Here is a 13,027-nt window from a genome sequence, read left to right as displayed (position 1 = left end):
GCTCGGCCGGCCTTTCAGCCGCTTGTCTGGGATCGTCGTCGCTCGCGAGCGAACTCCTAGGACAGGCTTTACTCGGGTCTGCGGTCGTTGCGCGCGGCCGTCGGGCCTCTCTTCCCGGACACGCTCGCTGCCACTCGTCGGCGTCGTTGTCGCTCCATCTCGTGGTCTGGCGTCCACGAATCCAGTCACGCCAACCAGGTCTTCGCCATGATCGCCTTGCTTTCCCATCCGCTGACCATCACCGTTTGGGCCGGCATCGCCGCCGTCTCGGTCGCGGTCCTGCTCTGGGACCTGTGCCGCAACAACCCCGAGAGCGCCGGCCTGATGAGGTGGGCTTGGACCCTGACGGTGGCCTACTCGGGGCCGTTCGGGCTGGCCATCTATTTCTACTCCGGGCGCAAGCAGATTCCGCGCGACGACCTCTGGCGGCGCGCCTGCCGCTCGACCGCCCATTGCTACTCGGGGGGCTGCGGCGGCGGTGAGATCGCCGGGGTCTTCATCGCCGCCAGGCTTCTCGGGCTCGGCAACTGGTGGATCGCCGGGATCAGCGTCGCGCTCGCCTATGTCGCCGGGTTCGCGCTGACGGTCGGGCCGCTGATCCAGGAGGGCGTCTCGACCGGGCGCGCCCTCACCGACGCCTTCTACAGCGAGACCGCGAGCATCACGGTCATGGAGGTCAGCGCCATCGGCATGGATCTGGCGATCGCCGGCAAGGCCGGCATGGGCGAGCCGCTCTTCTGGTCGTCGCTCGTGTTCTCGTTGACGGTTGGCTTCGTCGCGGCCTATCCAGTCAACGACCTGTTGATCCGCTGGGGCGTCGAAGAGGGTATGCACGATCCGCCGCCCATGGCGGCGGGCCAACAGGGGAGGGCGGCGACGTGACGGCGATCCTCTCGCTGCTGTTGGTCGTGACCCTGTCGATCCTGCTGACCCGGGTCGCCGCGATCGTTCTGACCTACACCGGCCTGTCGCGCCAGACGGCGCGCTTCCAGGCGCGTTCGGCCTTTTCCGGGGCGGGCTTCACCACCGCCGAGTCCGAACAGGTCGTCAATCACCCGGTGCGACGCCGCGTCGTCCTGCTGCTGATGCTGCTCGGCAATGCCGGCATCGTCACCGCCGTCTCGTCGCTGATCCTGGCCTTCGTGCGCACCGGCGACAACGGCCTGGGTCTGGAGATCAAGATCCCGCTCCTGATCGGTGGCGTCGTCGGTCTTTGGGCGCTGTCGGCGAGCACACTGTTCGATCGCCTGCTGTCGCGCCTCGTCGAACGGCTCCTCGCGCGCTACACGCAACTCGACGTGCGCGACTACGCGGGTCTACTGCGGCTCGGGGGTGACTACCGGATCGTCGAACTCGCCGTCGAGGCCGACGGTTGGCTCGACGGGCGCACGCTCGCCGAGGCACGACCGGCGGCCGAGGGGGTGCTGGTCCTCGGCGTCTCATCGCCGGGCGGGGAGTGGCTCGGCACGCCCGGTGGCGAGACCCGGGTCGTCGCCGGGGATACCCTCGTCGTCTATGGTCGCACCGAGGCGATCGAATCTCTCCAGCAGCGTCGCAAGGGCGCCCGCGCCGAGCGCGAGCACGCCGAGGCGGTCGGCAAGCAGGGTGAGGTCGCGGCCCGCGAACGGCGCGAGCGGGAGGTCGAGACCGGCCGTTGATCCGCAGGTCGGCTCGCTCAGGCTGGCGGCAGGACTGCGGCGGCCGTCGTCGCGTCGATCAGGTGCAGGTGGAGTCGTGCGTCGCCGATCGGGCGGGCTGCTTCGAACGCTCTCCCAAGCGCGGCCTGCAACGCTGGATGGGTCCCATCGAGGACGACGACGATCCGCAATCGGTTCATCCCCGCCGCGTCGCGTTCGGCGAGGCCGGCCGCGACCCAGCCACGCATCAGCGCCGCTGCCGAGCTTGGTCTGTCGTCGCGCGGCGCCCGCACCAAATAGACGAGCAGCCGCCCGCCGATCGCGATCCGCCGAACGACCCCGGCGTTGTGCGACTGCTCCCTCGGCGACTCGTCGACATGCCAGAAGACCTCGGCCGGGCAGGTGCAACCGAGCGTCTTGCGGACGAAACCCTCGAGCTCGGGTGTCGCGGGCCCGATCGGCGCCTCATCTTGGTTCGTCATCGCTTCTCGGCCTCCTGTGCGCTGGCGGTTTCGTACGCGAGGATAGCGGAAAGAGGGCGTGCGGCGCGTGATGGAGCGACTGTTGCATGGCATCCGGCATGGGTGCGGCGATCACGAACGGCGAATGGCAGGCCCTCGTCGGGCTCGCGGTGGCCTTGGCGATCGGGCTCTTGTTCGGGCTCGAGCGCGGCTGGCACGGGCAGTTCGACCGCGACACCGAGTGGCCGGCCGGGGTGCGCACCTTCGGCCTGATCGGGCTCCTCGGCGGGGTCGCCGGCCTCCTCGCGCTCGCGCTCGGGCCCGGCGTGTTCGGGCTCATGTTTCTCGCCGTCGTCGCCGTGGTCGTCACCGCCTATCTGGTCGATGCCCGGGCGACCGGGCATACCGGCATCACGAGCCTGGTCGCGGCGCTTCTGGCCTTCGTGCTGGCGACCCTGGCGGTGCTCGGCCAGCGCACGACGGCGGCCTCGGCGGCGGTCGTCGCGACCCTGCTGCTCGGTTTCAAGCCGCAACTGCACACCTGGGTCGCGAAGCTCGACCGCCGCGAACTGCAGGCGACGCTGAAGCTCCTGGTCATCTCGGTCGTGCTACTGCCGGTGTTGCCGGACCGCGATCTGGGGCCGCTCGGGGCGCTCAACCCGTACCAGCTCTGGTGGATGGTGGTCCTGATCGCCGGCATCTCGTACCTGGGCTACTTCGCGGTGCGGATCGCCGGGCCGCGCAAGGGTCTGGTCATGACCAGTCTGCTCGGGGGGCTCGCCTCGTCGACGGCCCTGACACTCCAGATGGCGCGGCTGGCCCGCACGGGCCGCGGCGAGCCACGCGGGGGCGCCGACCCGCTTGCGGCCGGCATCCTGATGGCCAACGCGACCCTCTTCCCGCGAATCCTCGTCATCGTCGCCGCGGTCCAGCCGGCGCTGGTCGCCCCGCTGCTCCCGCCGCTGTTGGTGATGACGCTCGTCACGGCCGCCCCGGCGTTCCTCCTCTGGTGGTGGCGCGGCCGCGCCGACGCCGGCACGGCGCCGCACGTCGGGAATCCACTGTCGCTCGGACTGGCACTGCGTTTCGGCCTCCTGCTCGCGCTCGTGATGTTGCTCGGACGGCTCGCCGTCGAGTCCTTCGGCGACGCCGGGGTCCTGGTCCTCGCCGTGGTCTCGGGCGTCGCCGACCTCAATGCGATCACCCTCTCGGTCGCCGAGATGGACTCGGCGACGCTCGCGCCGTCGGTCGCGGTGCTCGCGATCGTCGCCGCGACGACGGCCAATGCCCTGTTCAAGACCGCGGTCTGCGCATCGATCGGGGGGCTGAGGCTCGGTGGGCGGGTCGGCCTGCCGCTGGTCGGTGCCGGCTGCGCCGGCCTCGCCCTAGTGTGGCTCGGCGGCAGCGACGCTGCCCGGCTGACGGCGCCGCTGGCGCGGTTCCTGACCGGGCTCATCGGCGCCGACGGAGGCTGAGGCGCCCTGGCTCCGTCCCTGGTGGGTCGGGTGCGCACGGTGGATGCCGGGCAAGGCGGCCGCCCTCCGGGGGCGGCGCCGTCCATCGGCCGCCGGCGCCTGACCGGCGTCGAAGTCACGGGTCGCCCGGTCCCCAGAAGACCAGCGCGGCGACCCCGATGAAGTAGAAGGCCAGCACGGCGACGCTCTCGAAGCCGATGTTCGCGACCCCGCGCCGCTCGCGGCGGATGAGCCCGAGCAGCAGGACCGCCGTCAGCAGGATCGTCAGGCTGATGACGAACAGTGGCTGGGCGCTGACGGCATGGTAGATCGAACCATCGCGGTAGGCGATGTCGGCGAAGACGAGGAACAGGACATCGAAGGTGTTGCCGCCGATGATGGCCCCGACGGCCAGCGTCAGGGCGCCGTGACGCACCGCCGCGACCGCGGTCACGAGTTCCGGCAGCGAGGTGGAGACCGCCGTGAGCAGGGTGCCGACCAGGGTCTCGGAGAGGCCGGTGTGGCGCACCAGGGCGATCCCGGAGAGTCCGACCAGCCAGCCGGCGATCGCGACGACGGCGACGCTGGCGGCGAAGGCGAACCACAGCCGGCCCGGTCGGGTCGCGTGGCCGGGCGCATCGATCGGCACGTCGACGAGGGTGTCGCCCGTCTGCACCGGCCGCCAGGCCGGCGCGTCGCGGGTCTGCGAGGCGAGCCGCAGGCCGAAGACGTAGACGGCGACGAGCAAGGGCGAGGCGGGATGGACCTGCCAGAGGGTCAGCTCCGGGCCGGTCGCGGCGAGCAGCGGTAGCGCGAGCAGGGCGCAGAGCAGGGCGCCGTGGATCAGGTTCGGTACCGACGCGGCGGCGTGCTCGAGGTTGGCGCGGCGGTAGGCCATGTCGGCGATCGCGAGGAAGGCGGTCTGCGCCGCGATCCCGCCGACGGCGTTGCCGACGGCCAGGTCGGCCCGCCCCGCACCGGCCATGATCGTCGAGGCGACGACACCCGGGATCGAGGTGCTGGCCCCGAGCAGGACGGCGCCGAAGACCGCCTCGCCGAGCCCGGTCACATCCGCGAGGCGGTCGGCGAGGCGCGCCAGATGCGTGCCGACGGCGGCGATCGCCAGCGTGCCGACGGCGAAGAGGGCGAGGGTGAGAGTCAGGGAGAGGGATTCGGTGTCGATCATGCGACGGGCCTTCTGCTGGTCGTCCGCGGTCGTGCGTGACGGGCGCTCGGACCGCGATGGGTCCTTCGGCTGGAGTCGCCGGCCGGCGCTGGCGCGCGGCCGGTCGAACGCGCTGACATGCAAGGATGTGGCCACCGGTCGGCGGCGGTGCTGGCGCAGTCGGGCCCGGTCCAGTGGGGCATTTGCCCCGATGCGGCGGGCAAATGGCCCGACCGAGTGCCGCACGCGACCTGACATCGCACCACATCGGCGATCGGTCGGGAGCTGTGGTCCGCTCCTTGCGGTCGAAACCAGCAGGCCTTCAACCACCGTCGGGCCTGCCCGAGTGCCCTACGGGAGAGATGCCATGACCGACCTCTGGGCCTTCCTCCGTCGTCCCCGCGTCGCGCCCCCGAAGCAGACGCCAGTGCGACGCCTGCGTCACTGGCACGAGTACGAGCGGGTCGCCGACGATGCCGGCTGCCGCGCCCAGGCCGAGCGCTGCATGGAGTGCGCGATCCCCTGGTGCCATAGTCATTGCCCGGTCCACAACCTGATCCCGGACTGGAACGCGCTCGTCACCGACGGGGACTGGCGCACCGCCTGGGAGCAGCTCGAGTCGACGAACAACTTCCCCGAGCTGACCGGGCGGCTCTGCCCGGCGCCCTGCGAGGACGCCTGCACGCTGCGCCTCGCCGACGCGCCGGTGACGATCCGTGCGATCGAGCTGGCGATCGCCGAGCGCGCCTTCGCCGCCGGCTGGGTCCAGCCGCAGCCCCCGGCGGCGACCGACGACGGCGGCAACGAGCGCCGTCGCCGGCAGGTGGCCGTCGTCGGCTCGGGGCCGGCCGGGCTCGCCTGCGCCCAGCAACTCGCCCGTGCCGGCTACCGGGTCACCGTCTACGAGCGCGACGCCAGGCCCGGCGGCCTGCTGCGCTACGGCATCCCGGACTTCCGGCTGGAGAAGGGCGTGATCGACCGGCGCGTCGCGCAGATGCAGGCGGAGGGGGTGCGGTTCCGCACCGGCGTGGCGGTCGGCACCGATCTCGACGCCGAGGCGCTGCGTCGCTCGGTCGACGCCCTGGTGCTGGCCAACGGCTGCACCGAGCCGCGCGACGTTGCGCCGCCCGGCCGCGCGCTCGGCGGCATCCACTTCGCGCTCGATTACCTGACCCAACAGAACCGCCGGCTCGGCGGCGAGGCCGTGCCGGCCGCCGGGCGCATCGATGCGCACGGCCGCGATGTCGTCGTCATCGGCGGCGGTGACACCGGCGGCGATTGCGTCGGCACCGCGATCCGCCAGGGGGCGCGTAGCGTCGTGCAGATCCAGTATCACGCCGCGCCGCCCCATCGCGGCGACGTCCTCCGGCACTGGCCGCGGCCGGTGCCGGAGCTCGAGCCGAACGACCACGACGCCGAGGGCAACCGCCGCCTCTGGGGCTGGGAGACGGTCGGCTTCGAGGGCCAAGAAGGCCGGGTCGCCGGCGTGCGGCTGCAACGGCTGTGCTGGCGCACCGGCGACGACGGTCGGCCGCGGCGCCAGCCGGTCGCGGGCCAGGATCGCACGCTGCCGGCCCAACTCGTCCTGATCGCGATCGGCTACTGCCACCCGGAGCACGCGGGCGCGCTCGCCGAGCTGCGCCCGGCCCTCACCGGTCGCGGCCTGATTGCCGCCGACGACCACGACTACCGCACCAGCCGGGCCAAGGTCTTCGCCTGCGGCGATGCGCGCCGCGGCCAGTCGCTGATCGTCTGGGCGATCCGCGAGGGCCGCCAATGCGCCGCCGTCGACCGCTGGCTCGCCGGCGGCACGGACCTACCGTGGGTGTAGCGGGGGCGACGCTTCCCAGCCATTGCCGCCGGCGCCCGTCCCGTCAACTGCAACGGCACGATGTCCAAACCGTCGCGGCGACGGGCTGGGCCGGAATCGAGAACGGCGCTTTGGCTTATACAGCGGCTTGTGCGGCGGCGAAGATGTCGATGGGTACGCTGGGCTCTGCGCTTTGCCCATCCAACGACCTCTACTGTTCGGCGATGAGCCGCCGCCGTTCGCGGACCTGTTCGAGCGCGGCCGTTCGGCCGAGCTTCGCGAGGGCCGCCTCGGCCTCGTCCAGCACTGCCAGCGCCTCGTCCCTGTGCCCGCCGATCGCGAGGACCTGGGCCAGCAGCAGGCCGACCGCGCCGATGCCGTCTGGGCGGCCGAGCCGCCGCATCGCAGGTGCACAGGTGCAGCGAGAAGCCGCGGCTGCGCACGATGCCGCGGCGCAGGGCGCTGAAGGCGGCGCCGGCCTCCGCGACGGGGTTATCGGCGGCGGAAGCGATCAAGGGTTCGCAGCACCGGGTTGACCTCGTACCAGATGTCGCCGTTCATGTATTCGAACACGAATCAGGGCGTGGTCAAGTCGGCGGGTGGCGGTACGGACCGCGAGTGCACGCTCAGCGCGGTGACTGTGACCAAGATCAGACCCATGCCCAGAATCTGTGGGCCAACCAGGCTCTCGTGCAAGACCATCACGCCGAACAGCGACGCGGTGACAGGTTCGACCATCGCCACGATCGAGGCGACGGCCGGGGCTGTGTGCCTCAGGCCGATGATGTAGAGGACGAACGACAACCCGGCGCCGAGCACGCCGAGTGCCACGAATAGGGGCCAATGGGGCGTAGTCAGGACGGTCGCCATCTGGTCGGCATCTCCTGGCCAGAACAGGACGGCCGCGAGCACCGCGAACGCGATCGAGAGGATTGCCTGCGGGCTGCCATGCGGCGCGGCATACTTGAAGCCGAAGATGAAGACCGCGTAGGACAGCCCGGCCAGCAATCCGGCGCCTACGCCGATCGGCGTGACGCCACTCGCCCCGATGTCGTAAATCTGCGTCAGCAGCGCGATGCCGAGCATCACCACGGCGATGGCGGCCCACTTGGGGGCCGTGGGGCTTTCCAACTTTAGCGCGAACGACACGAGATAGACGAAGACGGGCGCGCAGTACATCAAGGTCGCCGCGACCGCGACGCTCCCCTGCGCGATGCTCGCGAAATAGAATGCGAAGTTGCCTGCAACGCCGAGGCCGGCGATCGTCGACCAGAACCACAATTGGGGGCTCGCCAGGCCGCTGCCGCGCGGGCGCCACATCAGCCAGGCGAGGACGACCAGCAGTCCGATCAGGCCGCGGTAGAACGAAACGACGAATGCATCCCAGCCGTCGGCCATGAGAATACCGCCGATCCCGCCCGATAGGCCCCAGCAGAGGGCGGCCAACGCGACGAAGGCCGTGCTCGCGCCAACCATCTGATCTCGTCGTCTTTTCATAGCGGAATGAGAACCACGCGCGGCGGGGGGCGGCAACGTCGTGCGAGTCGACGACGGTTCGCCGTCATCGAATGCCCGTTCGAGTGGACCAGTGCAGGCACCGGGTCGGCGCGACGGAACCCGACATCGAAGGTCGAGTCCTGGCCTGTTTCCATCGTACCGCAACGGCAGGTGCCCAGGTACCCGGCCCATGCCGCAGGCAGCGAGTTCATCCGGTCGGCAGTACAGCGGAACCGCAGGGCACGGGTCGCCTTGGCGCCTCGTCTGACCAACCTGGTCCAGGCCGAACGGGCACGGCGTGCCGTGCGGCGATGACCCGCCGCAGGGGCGGGTACGCTTGGGCGCGGCGGCCCCGAGGCGCGCCCGTGACCTCAGTGTCGACGGCATCACGGGGTCGGCCGTGCGGATCTGCCGGGGCGATGGATTGCAATCTTCCGGGTTCCGGCTAGTCTCAGGTAGACGACCCCAGGGCCGGTCGACCGTTTCAGTCCCGTTGATCGGTGGCGCGGGGCCGCGGCCCGATGGTCGCACCGGATGGGGGAGAGCGCCTGGATGAAGCCGTATCGCCAGCAGGTGGCCTGGGCCGCCGCGGTCCTTGTGTCGTGTGCCCTCGCCGTCGTCAGCGCACCGGCGCTGGCGGCGGGCTGCGAGGACGCGATGACCTCCGCCGAGATGCTGAACTGCGCGTCCCGGCAGTACCAGACCGCGCAGGCCCGGCTCGAGCTTGCCTACCAGCACCTCGCCGCCCGCCTGCCGGCGCCGCGCCGCACGCAGCTCGAGGCCGCCCAGGAAGCGTGGAGGACGTATCGGGATGCGCAGGCCACCTTCGTGGCCGGTGCGGCCGAGGAGGGGACCCTGTATCGATCCTGGGGACCACGGAGCGGACGGCCCTGACCGAGGCACGTATCGAAGCGCTGCGGCAGGCCCCCGAGTGACCCGCCGCGGGCCGCGCCCCGGCGGGCGTCCGTTCTCCGTGACCATCAACGGCTCGAAGGGCACCTGGATAAGGTCAGGGTGCCCGCGCGGGGCAAGGATACCCCGCCGTTTTCGGTCGCCTGAGCGGCTGGAAATCAAGCGAAGCGGAAAGCGCATCGTCGCTTCGCGCCTTGCTAGGATTGCCCGGATGGCGATCTTTCGAGGGCCTCCGAAGCAGGCCGCGGGGGCCGGCGAGCGCCAATGCCCGTGATCCCGGGGAGATCGATATGAAAGACAACTTCGAGAAGTCGTTGCAACTCGTGCTCGTGCACGAGGGTGGATTCGCCGACCATCCGGACGACCCGGGCGGTGCGACCATGAAGGGCGTGACCCTGGCCACCTTCCGGCGCTACTTCGGCACCGACAAGACCAAAGACGACCTTCGCGAGATCACCGACGCCCAACTGAAACAGATCTACCGCGCCGGCTATTGGGACAAATGTCGCTGCGACCAGTTGCCCTCCGGCGTCGACTATTGCGTGTTCGACGCGGCGGTGAACTCGGGGCCGGGCCGCGCGGCGATTTGGTTGCAGGCGGCGGTGGGCGCGGTGCGCGACGGCGGCATCGGCCCCGAGACGCTGACCAAGGTAGCTGTCCACGAGCCCAGGGCCATTGTCGACGCCATCTGCGACTGGCGCATGGCCTTCCTGCGCGGTCTGCGAACCTTCGCCGTCTTCGGACGCGGCTGGACGCGTCGCGTCGCGCAGGTGCGGCTCGCGGCGCTGGAGATGGCCAGCGCGGGCGTCCAGGCCGAGCCGCAAGAGATGCCACCCGCGGTCGACTTTCCGGTGCTGCGCCGCGGCGCCAAGGGCGCATGGGTCGTCAAGCTGCAAGAGGCCCTGGACATCCCCGTCGATGGCGACTTCGGGCCCAAGACCGAGGCAGCGCTCAAGGCGTTTCAGGAGGCCGATGGGCTGGAGCCCGATGGCATTGCCGGACCTGTCACCTATCGTGCCTTGGGGTTGATCGCCTAGCGCGGAGGACTCCTGGACCGCCCGGGTCGCCGGGCGGACTGGTCTCGCCGCGCGCGGCGGGGCTCCCGACCCCGCCAGATCAGGCGGCGGCGGGCCGTCCTGGTCGCCCGCCTCGACCCGATGACGCGCCTGCCGTGTTCCGCCAGCGCGGCGGAGCGGGGCCAAACCCGTCCCCGCGACGGCCAGGCGCGGTCGGGATGCGCCCGACCCGGCGGGCGGACGGCACAGCGATGACACGGGGCCTTCACAGTTCTCCGATAGAGTGCTCGTTTCCTGTCACGAGGAAGGACCATTCCCGGAGAAGCATCATGAGATTAAGCGTCCTCGCTATGGCGGTCGGACTGGCCGTCTCGACCGGTGTCCAGGCACATCGAGTCGTCTCGCCCGGCCTGTCGTTGGAGGTGATCGGCCAACATCGCACCGGCCTGTTCGACGAAGGTGCGGCAGAGATCGTGGCACATGATCCGTCCAACCAGCGCCTCTTCAAGGTCAACGCGGCTGCGGCGAGCGTGGAGGTGCTGGATATCCATGACCCCACGGATCCGACCCTGATCGATACCATCGATGCCACCGCGCTCGGCGCAAGCGCCAATAGCGTGGCCGTCCACGGCGGCATCGTCGCAGTCGCCATCGAGGCCGTCGACGCACAGGCCCCCGGGGTCGTCGCCTTCTACGATGCCGCCGATCTGTCGCTCCTCGACAGCGTGACGGTTGGCGCGCTACCCGACATGGTGACCTTCACGCCGAATGGTCGTTACGTCCTGGTGGCCAACGAGGGCGAGCCCAACGACGACTACACCGTCGACCCGGAAGGTTCGGTCAGCATCATCGACCTGCGTCGCGGTGTGACCAAGGCCGACGTGCGCACCGCTGATTTCAAGGCGTTCAATGGCATGGAGAACGAATTGCGCGCACGGGGTGTGCGCATCTTCGGTCCGGGTGCCAGCGCAGCGCAGGATCTGGAGCCTGAATACATCACGGTCTCGCGCGACTCGCGCACCGCCTGGGCCAGCCTGCAGGAGGCCAATGCGTTGGCCGTCATAGACATCGAGCGGGCCGAGGTTACGGATATCCTCCCGTTGGGCACCAAGGACCACAGCCTGCCGGGTAACGCGTTGGATGCCAGCAACCGGGACGACGCCATCGAGATCGCCAACTGGCCGGTCAAGGGCCTGTACATGCCCGATGCCATCGACAGCTATACCTTTCGGGGGCGCACCTACATCGTCACGGCCAACGAAGGCGACAGCCGGGACTACGCCGGTTTCAGCGAAGAAGCCCGGATCAAGGATCTCCCCTTGGACCCTGTCGTCTTTCCGGATGCAGCCGTCTTGCAGGCCGATGAGAATCTTGGTCGGTTGAATGTCACGACCGCCAATGGCGACATCGATGGCGACGGCAATTTCGAGGAACTGTACAGCTTCGGCGCACGCTCCTTTTCGATCTGGACCGCGGACGGTGACCTGGTGTTCGACTCCGGGTCGGACTTCGAAGCGATCACCGCGGCAAGATTGCCGGACGACTTCAACAGCAACAATGACGAGAACGGCTCGTTCGATAGCCGTTCCGACGACAAGGGGCCGGAGCCCGAGGGCGTGGTGCTCGGGAGGATCCTCGGGCGAACCTACGCCTTCGTCGGTCTGGAGCGCGTCGGCGGAATCATGGTCTACGACGTCACCAACCCGTACCGAGCGCGCTTCGTCGAGTACGTCAACAACCGCGATTTCGCGGTCGATGCGCAGTTGCCGGACGGCTCGGTGAATCCGCTGGTGGGCGATCTGGGTCCGGAAGGGCTGGACTTCATCCCTTGGTACCAGAGCCCGAACTGGCGCCCCCTGTTGGTGGTCGGCAATGAAGTCAGCGGGACGACGACGGTGTTCCAGATCGACACTGGATCACCGCCGTCCGGCAATCGGTAGTCAGCTGGGCGTGGCATGCAGCCATGGTCCCCCTGCGCCGTCAGGAGGGACCATGGGACGAAGGCAGGCTCGATCGAGTCGCAAGCGGCGGAGAGATGGGGATATGGTCTCGCTTCCTCGCATTTCCCCCGCGCCGGGCGAGAGCAGGTATCGACGATCCGAGCTAACGGGGGCCGCCCCTTCGCCAAGAACCTGAAGGGTGACCCCCGACGGATACGGGCCATGACCGTCAATCGCGACAAGGCGGCACAGACCTTCGGGGTATGTCGATCCCGATCGATGTTGGTGGTCGAGCCTTGTCTGGCCCCGTCCCAGGGGGCCGCCAAATGAACGCGCCCGGTGACGCGGTTACAGATACCGCAGAGCCGCGATGACCAGGGCCGCGCTGGAGGCGATGAAACCGACCAGCCAGAGAAAATGCTGGTCGTGGCGCTTGAGCATCTCCTCGAAGCGTCTGTCGATCTGCTCGAAGCGCTTGTCGATCTGTTCGAAGCGTCTGTCGATCTGTTCGAAGCGCTTGTCGATCTGTTCGAGGCGCTTGTCCACCTGTTCAAAGCGCCTTTCCACCTGTTCGAAACGCTTGTCCACCTGCTCGAAGCGTTTGTCCACCTGCTCGAAGCGTTTGTCCACCTGCTCGAAGCGCTTGTTCATGTCCGCACGCATGGCTTCGAAGCGCGCGTCCATGTCCGTGCGCAGCGCCGCGAAGCGTTCGTCCGCCTGCGCGAAGCGCTCGTCCATCCGCGCGAAACCTTCGCGCATGAGCTCCCGCTGGTGCTTCAGCTCTTCCTCCACCCGCACCATGCGCTCGCGCAGCTCGATTTCATAGACGAGCGGTGGCTTGCCGAGGCTCTGTTCGGCCAGCCATTCGCCGAGATGGGCTTTGATGAAGGCGATGTCTTCCTCGGCCAGGGCCATGTTGGGCGCTCCTCGCGTGGTCGATCGGGCAAATCGTCAAGGCATTTTAGCGGAGGGCAGCAACGGTTGTAGGGCGACGCGGGCCACCCGGCCGCGCCTGGGTGAGACCTCGGATTGCCCAGCCGGGGATGTGGGTCCCCTTGCGTCCGCGATCTGTCTGGCTGGGCAGCTATAGTGTACTGTCAAGAGAGTTCGGCTTAGTCGCCCGGTCAACGCCGTC

The 13,027-nt window shown here is 69.4% G+C and carries 11 protein-coding genes and 1 pseudogene; 7 read left to right on the top strand and 5 right to left on the bottom strand.

The window, feature by feature from the left end; translation table 11 throughout:
• The first annotated feature begins 207 nt into the window (after positions 1-207).
• Together CKO41_RS00560 and CKO41_RS00555 are read left to right on the top strand one after the other, a co-directional pair.
• Entirely contained in the window at positions 208-882 is a 675-nt protein-coding gene (locus CKO41_RS00560; RefSeq protein WP_200252330.1) for a DUF4396 domain-containing protein, read from the top strand.
• The gene (locus CKO41_RS00555; protein ID WP_200252328.1) at positions 879-1,658 is read left to right on the top strand and encodes a TrkA C-terminal domain-containing protein; all 780 of its coding nucleotides are present in this window, start codon (positions 879-881) and stop codon (positions 1,656-1,658) included. The genes CKO41_RS00560 and CKO41_RS00555 overlap by 4 nt, the downstream gene beginning before the upstream one ends.
• Positions 1,659-1,675: 17 nt before the next feature.
• Here CKO41_RS00555 and CKO41_RS00550 read toward each other — a convergent pair whose 3' ends face one another.
• Positions 1,676-2,119 carry a hypothetical protein gene (locus tag CKO41_RS00550; RefSeq protein WP_200252326.1) on the bottom strand — a complete coding sequence of 148 codons (444 nt, stop codon included), beginning with the start codon at positions 2,117-2,119 and terminating at the stop codon, positions 1,676-1,678.
• 86 nt (positions 2,120-2,205) lie between these two features.
• On the opposite strand from CKO41_RS00550, the gene CKO41_RS00545 reads away from it, so the two are divergent.
• Positions 2,206-3,573, top strand: coding sequence for an MgtC/SapB family protein (locus tag CKO41_RS00545; RefSeq protein WP_242463839.1), 1,368 nt, complete (start codon positions 2,206-2,208; stop codon positions 3,571-3,573).
• 115 nt (positions 3,574-3,688) lie between these two features.
• Here CKO41_RS00545 and CKO41_RS00540 read toward each other — a convergent pair whose 3' ends face one another.
• Positions 3,689-4,738 carry a sodium:calcium antiporter gene (locus tag CKO41_RS00540; RefSeq protein WP_200252325.1) on the bottom strand — a complete coding sequence of 350 codons (1,050 nt, stop codon included), beginning with the start codon at positions 4,736-4,738 and terminating at the stop codon, positions 3,689-3,691.
• Positions 4,739-5,084: 346 nt separating this feature from the next.
• On the opposite strand from CKO41_RS00540, the gene CKO41_RS00535 reads away from it, so the two are divergent.
• Positions 5,085-6,548: a glutamate synthase subunit beta gene (locus tag CKO41_RS00535; RefSeq protein WP_200380944.1), complete on the top strand. Its 1,464-nt coding sequence runs from the start codon at positions 5,085-5,087 to the stop codon at positions 6,546-6,548.
• A gap of 190 nt (positions 6,549-6,738) precedes the next feature.
• Here the strand turns inward: CKO41_RS00535 and CKO41_RS00530 are convergent, their stop codons facing one another.
• Together CKO41_RS00530 and CKO41_RS00525 are read right to left on the bottom strand one after the other, a co-directional pair.
• The gene (locus CKO41_RS00530) at positions 6,739-6,930 is read right to left on the bottom strand and encodes a hypothetical protein (protein ID WP_200380943.1); all 192 of its coding nucleotides are present in this window, start codon (positions 6,928-6,930) and stop codon (positions 6,739-6,741) included.
• 173 nt (positions 6,931-7,103) lie between these two features.
• Positions 7,104-8,003 carry an EamA family transporter gene (locus CKO41_RS00525; protein ID WP_200380968.1) on the bottom strand — a complete coding sequence of 300 codons (900 nt, stop codon included), beginning with the start codon at positions 8,001-8,003 and terminating at the stop codon, positions 7,104-7,106.
• A gap of 573 nt (positions 8,004-8,576) precedes the next feature.
• On the opposite strand from CKO41_RS00525, the gene CKO41_RS00520 reads away from it, so the two are divergent.
• The 3 genes from CKO41_RS00520 (at position 8,577) to CKO41_RS00510 (ending at position 11,892) form a co-directional block, all read left to right on the top strand.
• Positions 8,577-8,918 carry a lysozyme inhibitor LprI family protein gene (locus CKO41_RS00520; protein WP_200380942.1) on the top strand — a complete coding sequence of 114 codons (342 nt, stop codon included), beginning with the start codon at positions 8,577-8,579 and terminating at the stop codon, positions 8,916-8,918.
• Positions 8,919-9,226: 308 nt separating this feature from the next.
• The gene (locus CKO41_RS00515; RefSeq protein WP_200252317.1) at positions 9,227-9,973 is read left to right on the top strand and encodes a glycosyl hydrolase 108 family protein; all 747 of its coding nucleotides are present in this window, start codon (positions 9,227-9,229) and stop codon (positions 9,971-9,973) included.
• A gap of 329 nt (positions 9,974-10,302) precedes the next feature.
• Positions 10,303-11,892, top strand: coding sequence for a choice-of-anchor I family protein (locus tag CKO41_RS00510; RefSeq protein ID WP_242463838.1), 1,590 nt, complete (start codon positions 10,303-10,305; stop codon positions 11,890-11,892).
• Positions 11,893-12,441: 549 nt separating this feature from the next.
• Here CKO41_RS00510 and CKO41_RS19230 read toward each other — a convergent pair.
• A pseudogene (locus tag CKO41_RS19230) lies at positions 12,442-12,807 on the bottom strand (hypothetical protein); the annotation flags it as partial.
• Positions 12,808-13,027: the final 220 nt, after the last annotated feature.

Source organism: Thiococcus pfennigii (assembly GCF_016583835.1).
Lineage (GTDB): Bacteria > Pseudomonadota > Gammaproteobacteria > Chromatiales > Chromatiaceae > Thiococcus > Thiococcus pfennigii.
This window is presented reverse-complemented; position numbering and strand designations above follow the sequence as displayed.

What these genes read in the sequence shown, in the direction of transcription:
- CKO41_RS00560 (WP_200252330.1), top strand. Translation starts at nt 208, where the DNA reads ATGATCGCCTTGCTTTCCCATCCGCTGACCATCACCGTTTGGGCCGGC.
- CKO41_RS00510 (WP_242463838.1), top strand. Translation starts at nt 10,303, where the DNA reads ATGGCGGTCGGACTGGCCGTCTCGACCGGTGTCCAGGCACATCGAGTC.
- CKO41_RS00535 (WP_200380944.1), top strand. Translation starts at nt 5,085, where the DNA reads ATGACCGACCTCTGGGCCTTCCTCCGTCGTCCCCGCGTCGCGCCCCCG.
- CKO41_RS00530 (WP_200380943.1), bottom strand. Translation starts at nt 6,930, where the DNA reads ATGCGGCGGCTCGGCCGCCCAGACGGCATCGGCGCGGTCGGCCTGCTG.
- CKO41_RS00520 (WP_200380942.1), top strand. Translation starts at nt 8,577, where the DNA reads ATGAAGCCGTATCGCCAGCAGGTGGCCTGGGCCGCCGCGGTCCTTGTG.
- CKO41_RS00540 (WP_200252325.1), bottom strand. Translation starts at nt 4,738, where the DNA reads ATGATCGACACCGAATCCCTCTCCCTGACTCTCACCCTCGCCCTCTTC.
- CKO41_RS00550 (WP_200252326.1), bottom strand. Translation starts at nt 2,119, where the DNA reads ATGACGAACCAAGATGAGGCGCCGATCGGGCCCGCGACACCCGAGCTC.
- CKO41_RS00545 (WP_242463839.1), top strand. Translation starts at nt 2,206, where the DNA reads ATGGCATCCGGCATGGGTGCGGCGATCACGAACGGCGAATGGCAGGCC.
- CKO41_RS00515 (WP_200252317.1), top strand. Translation starts at nt 9,227, where the DNA reads ATGAAAGACAACTTCGAGAAGTCGTTGCAACTCGTGCTCGTGCACGAG.
- CKO41_RS00525 (WP_200380968.1), bottom strand. Translation starts at nt 8,003, where the DNA reads ATGGTTGGCGCGAGCACGGCCTTCGTCGCGTTGGCCGCCCTCTGCTGG.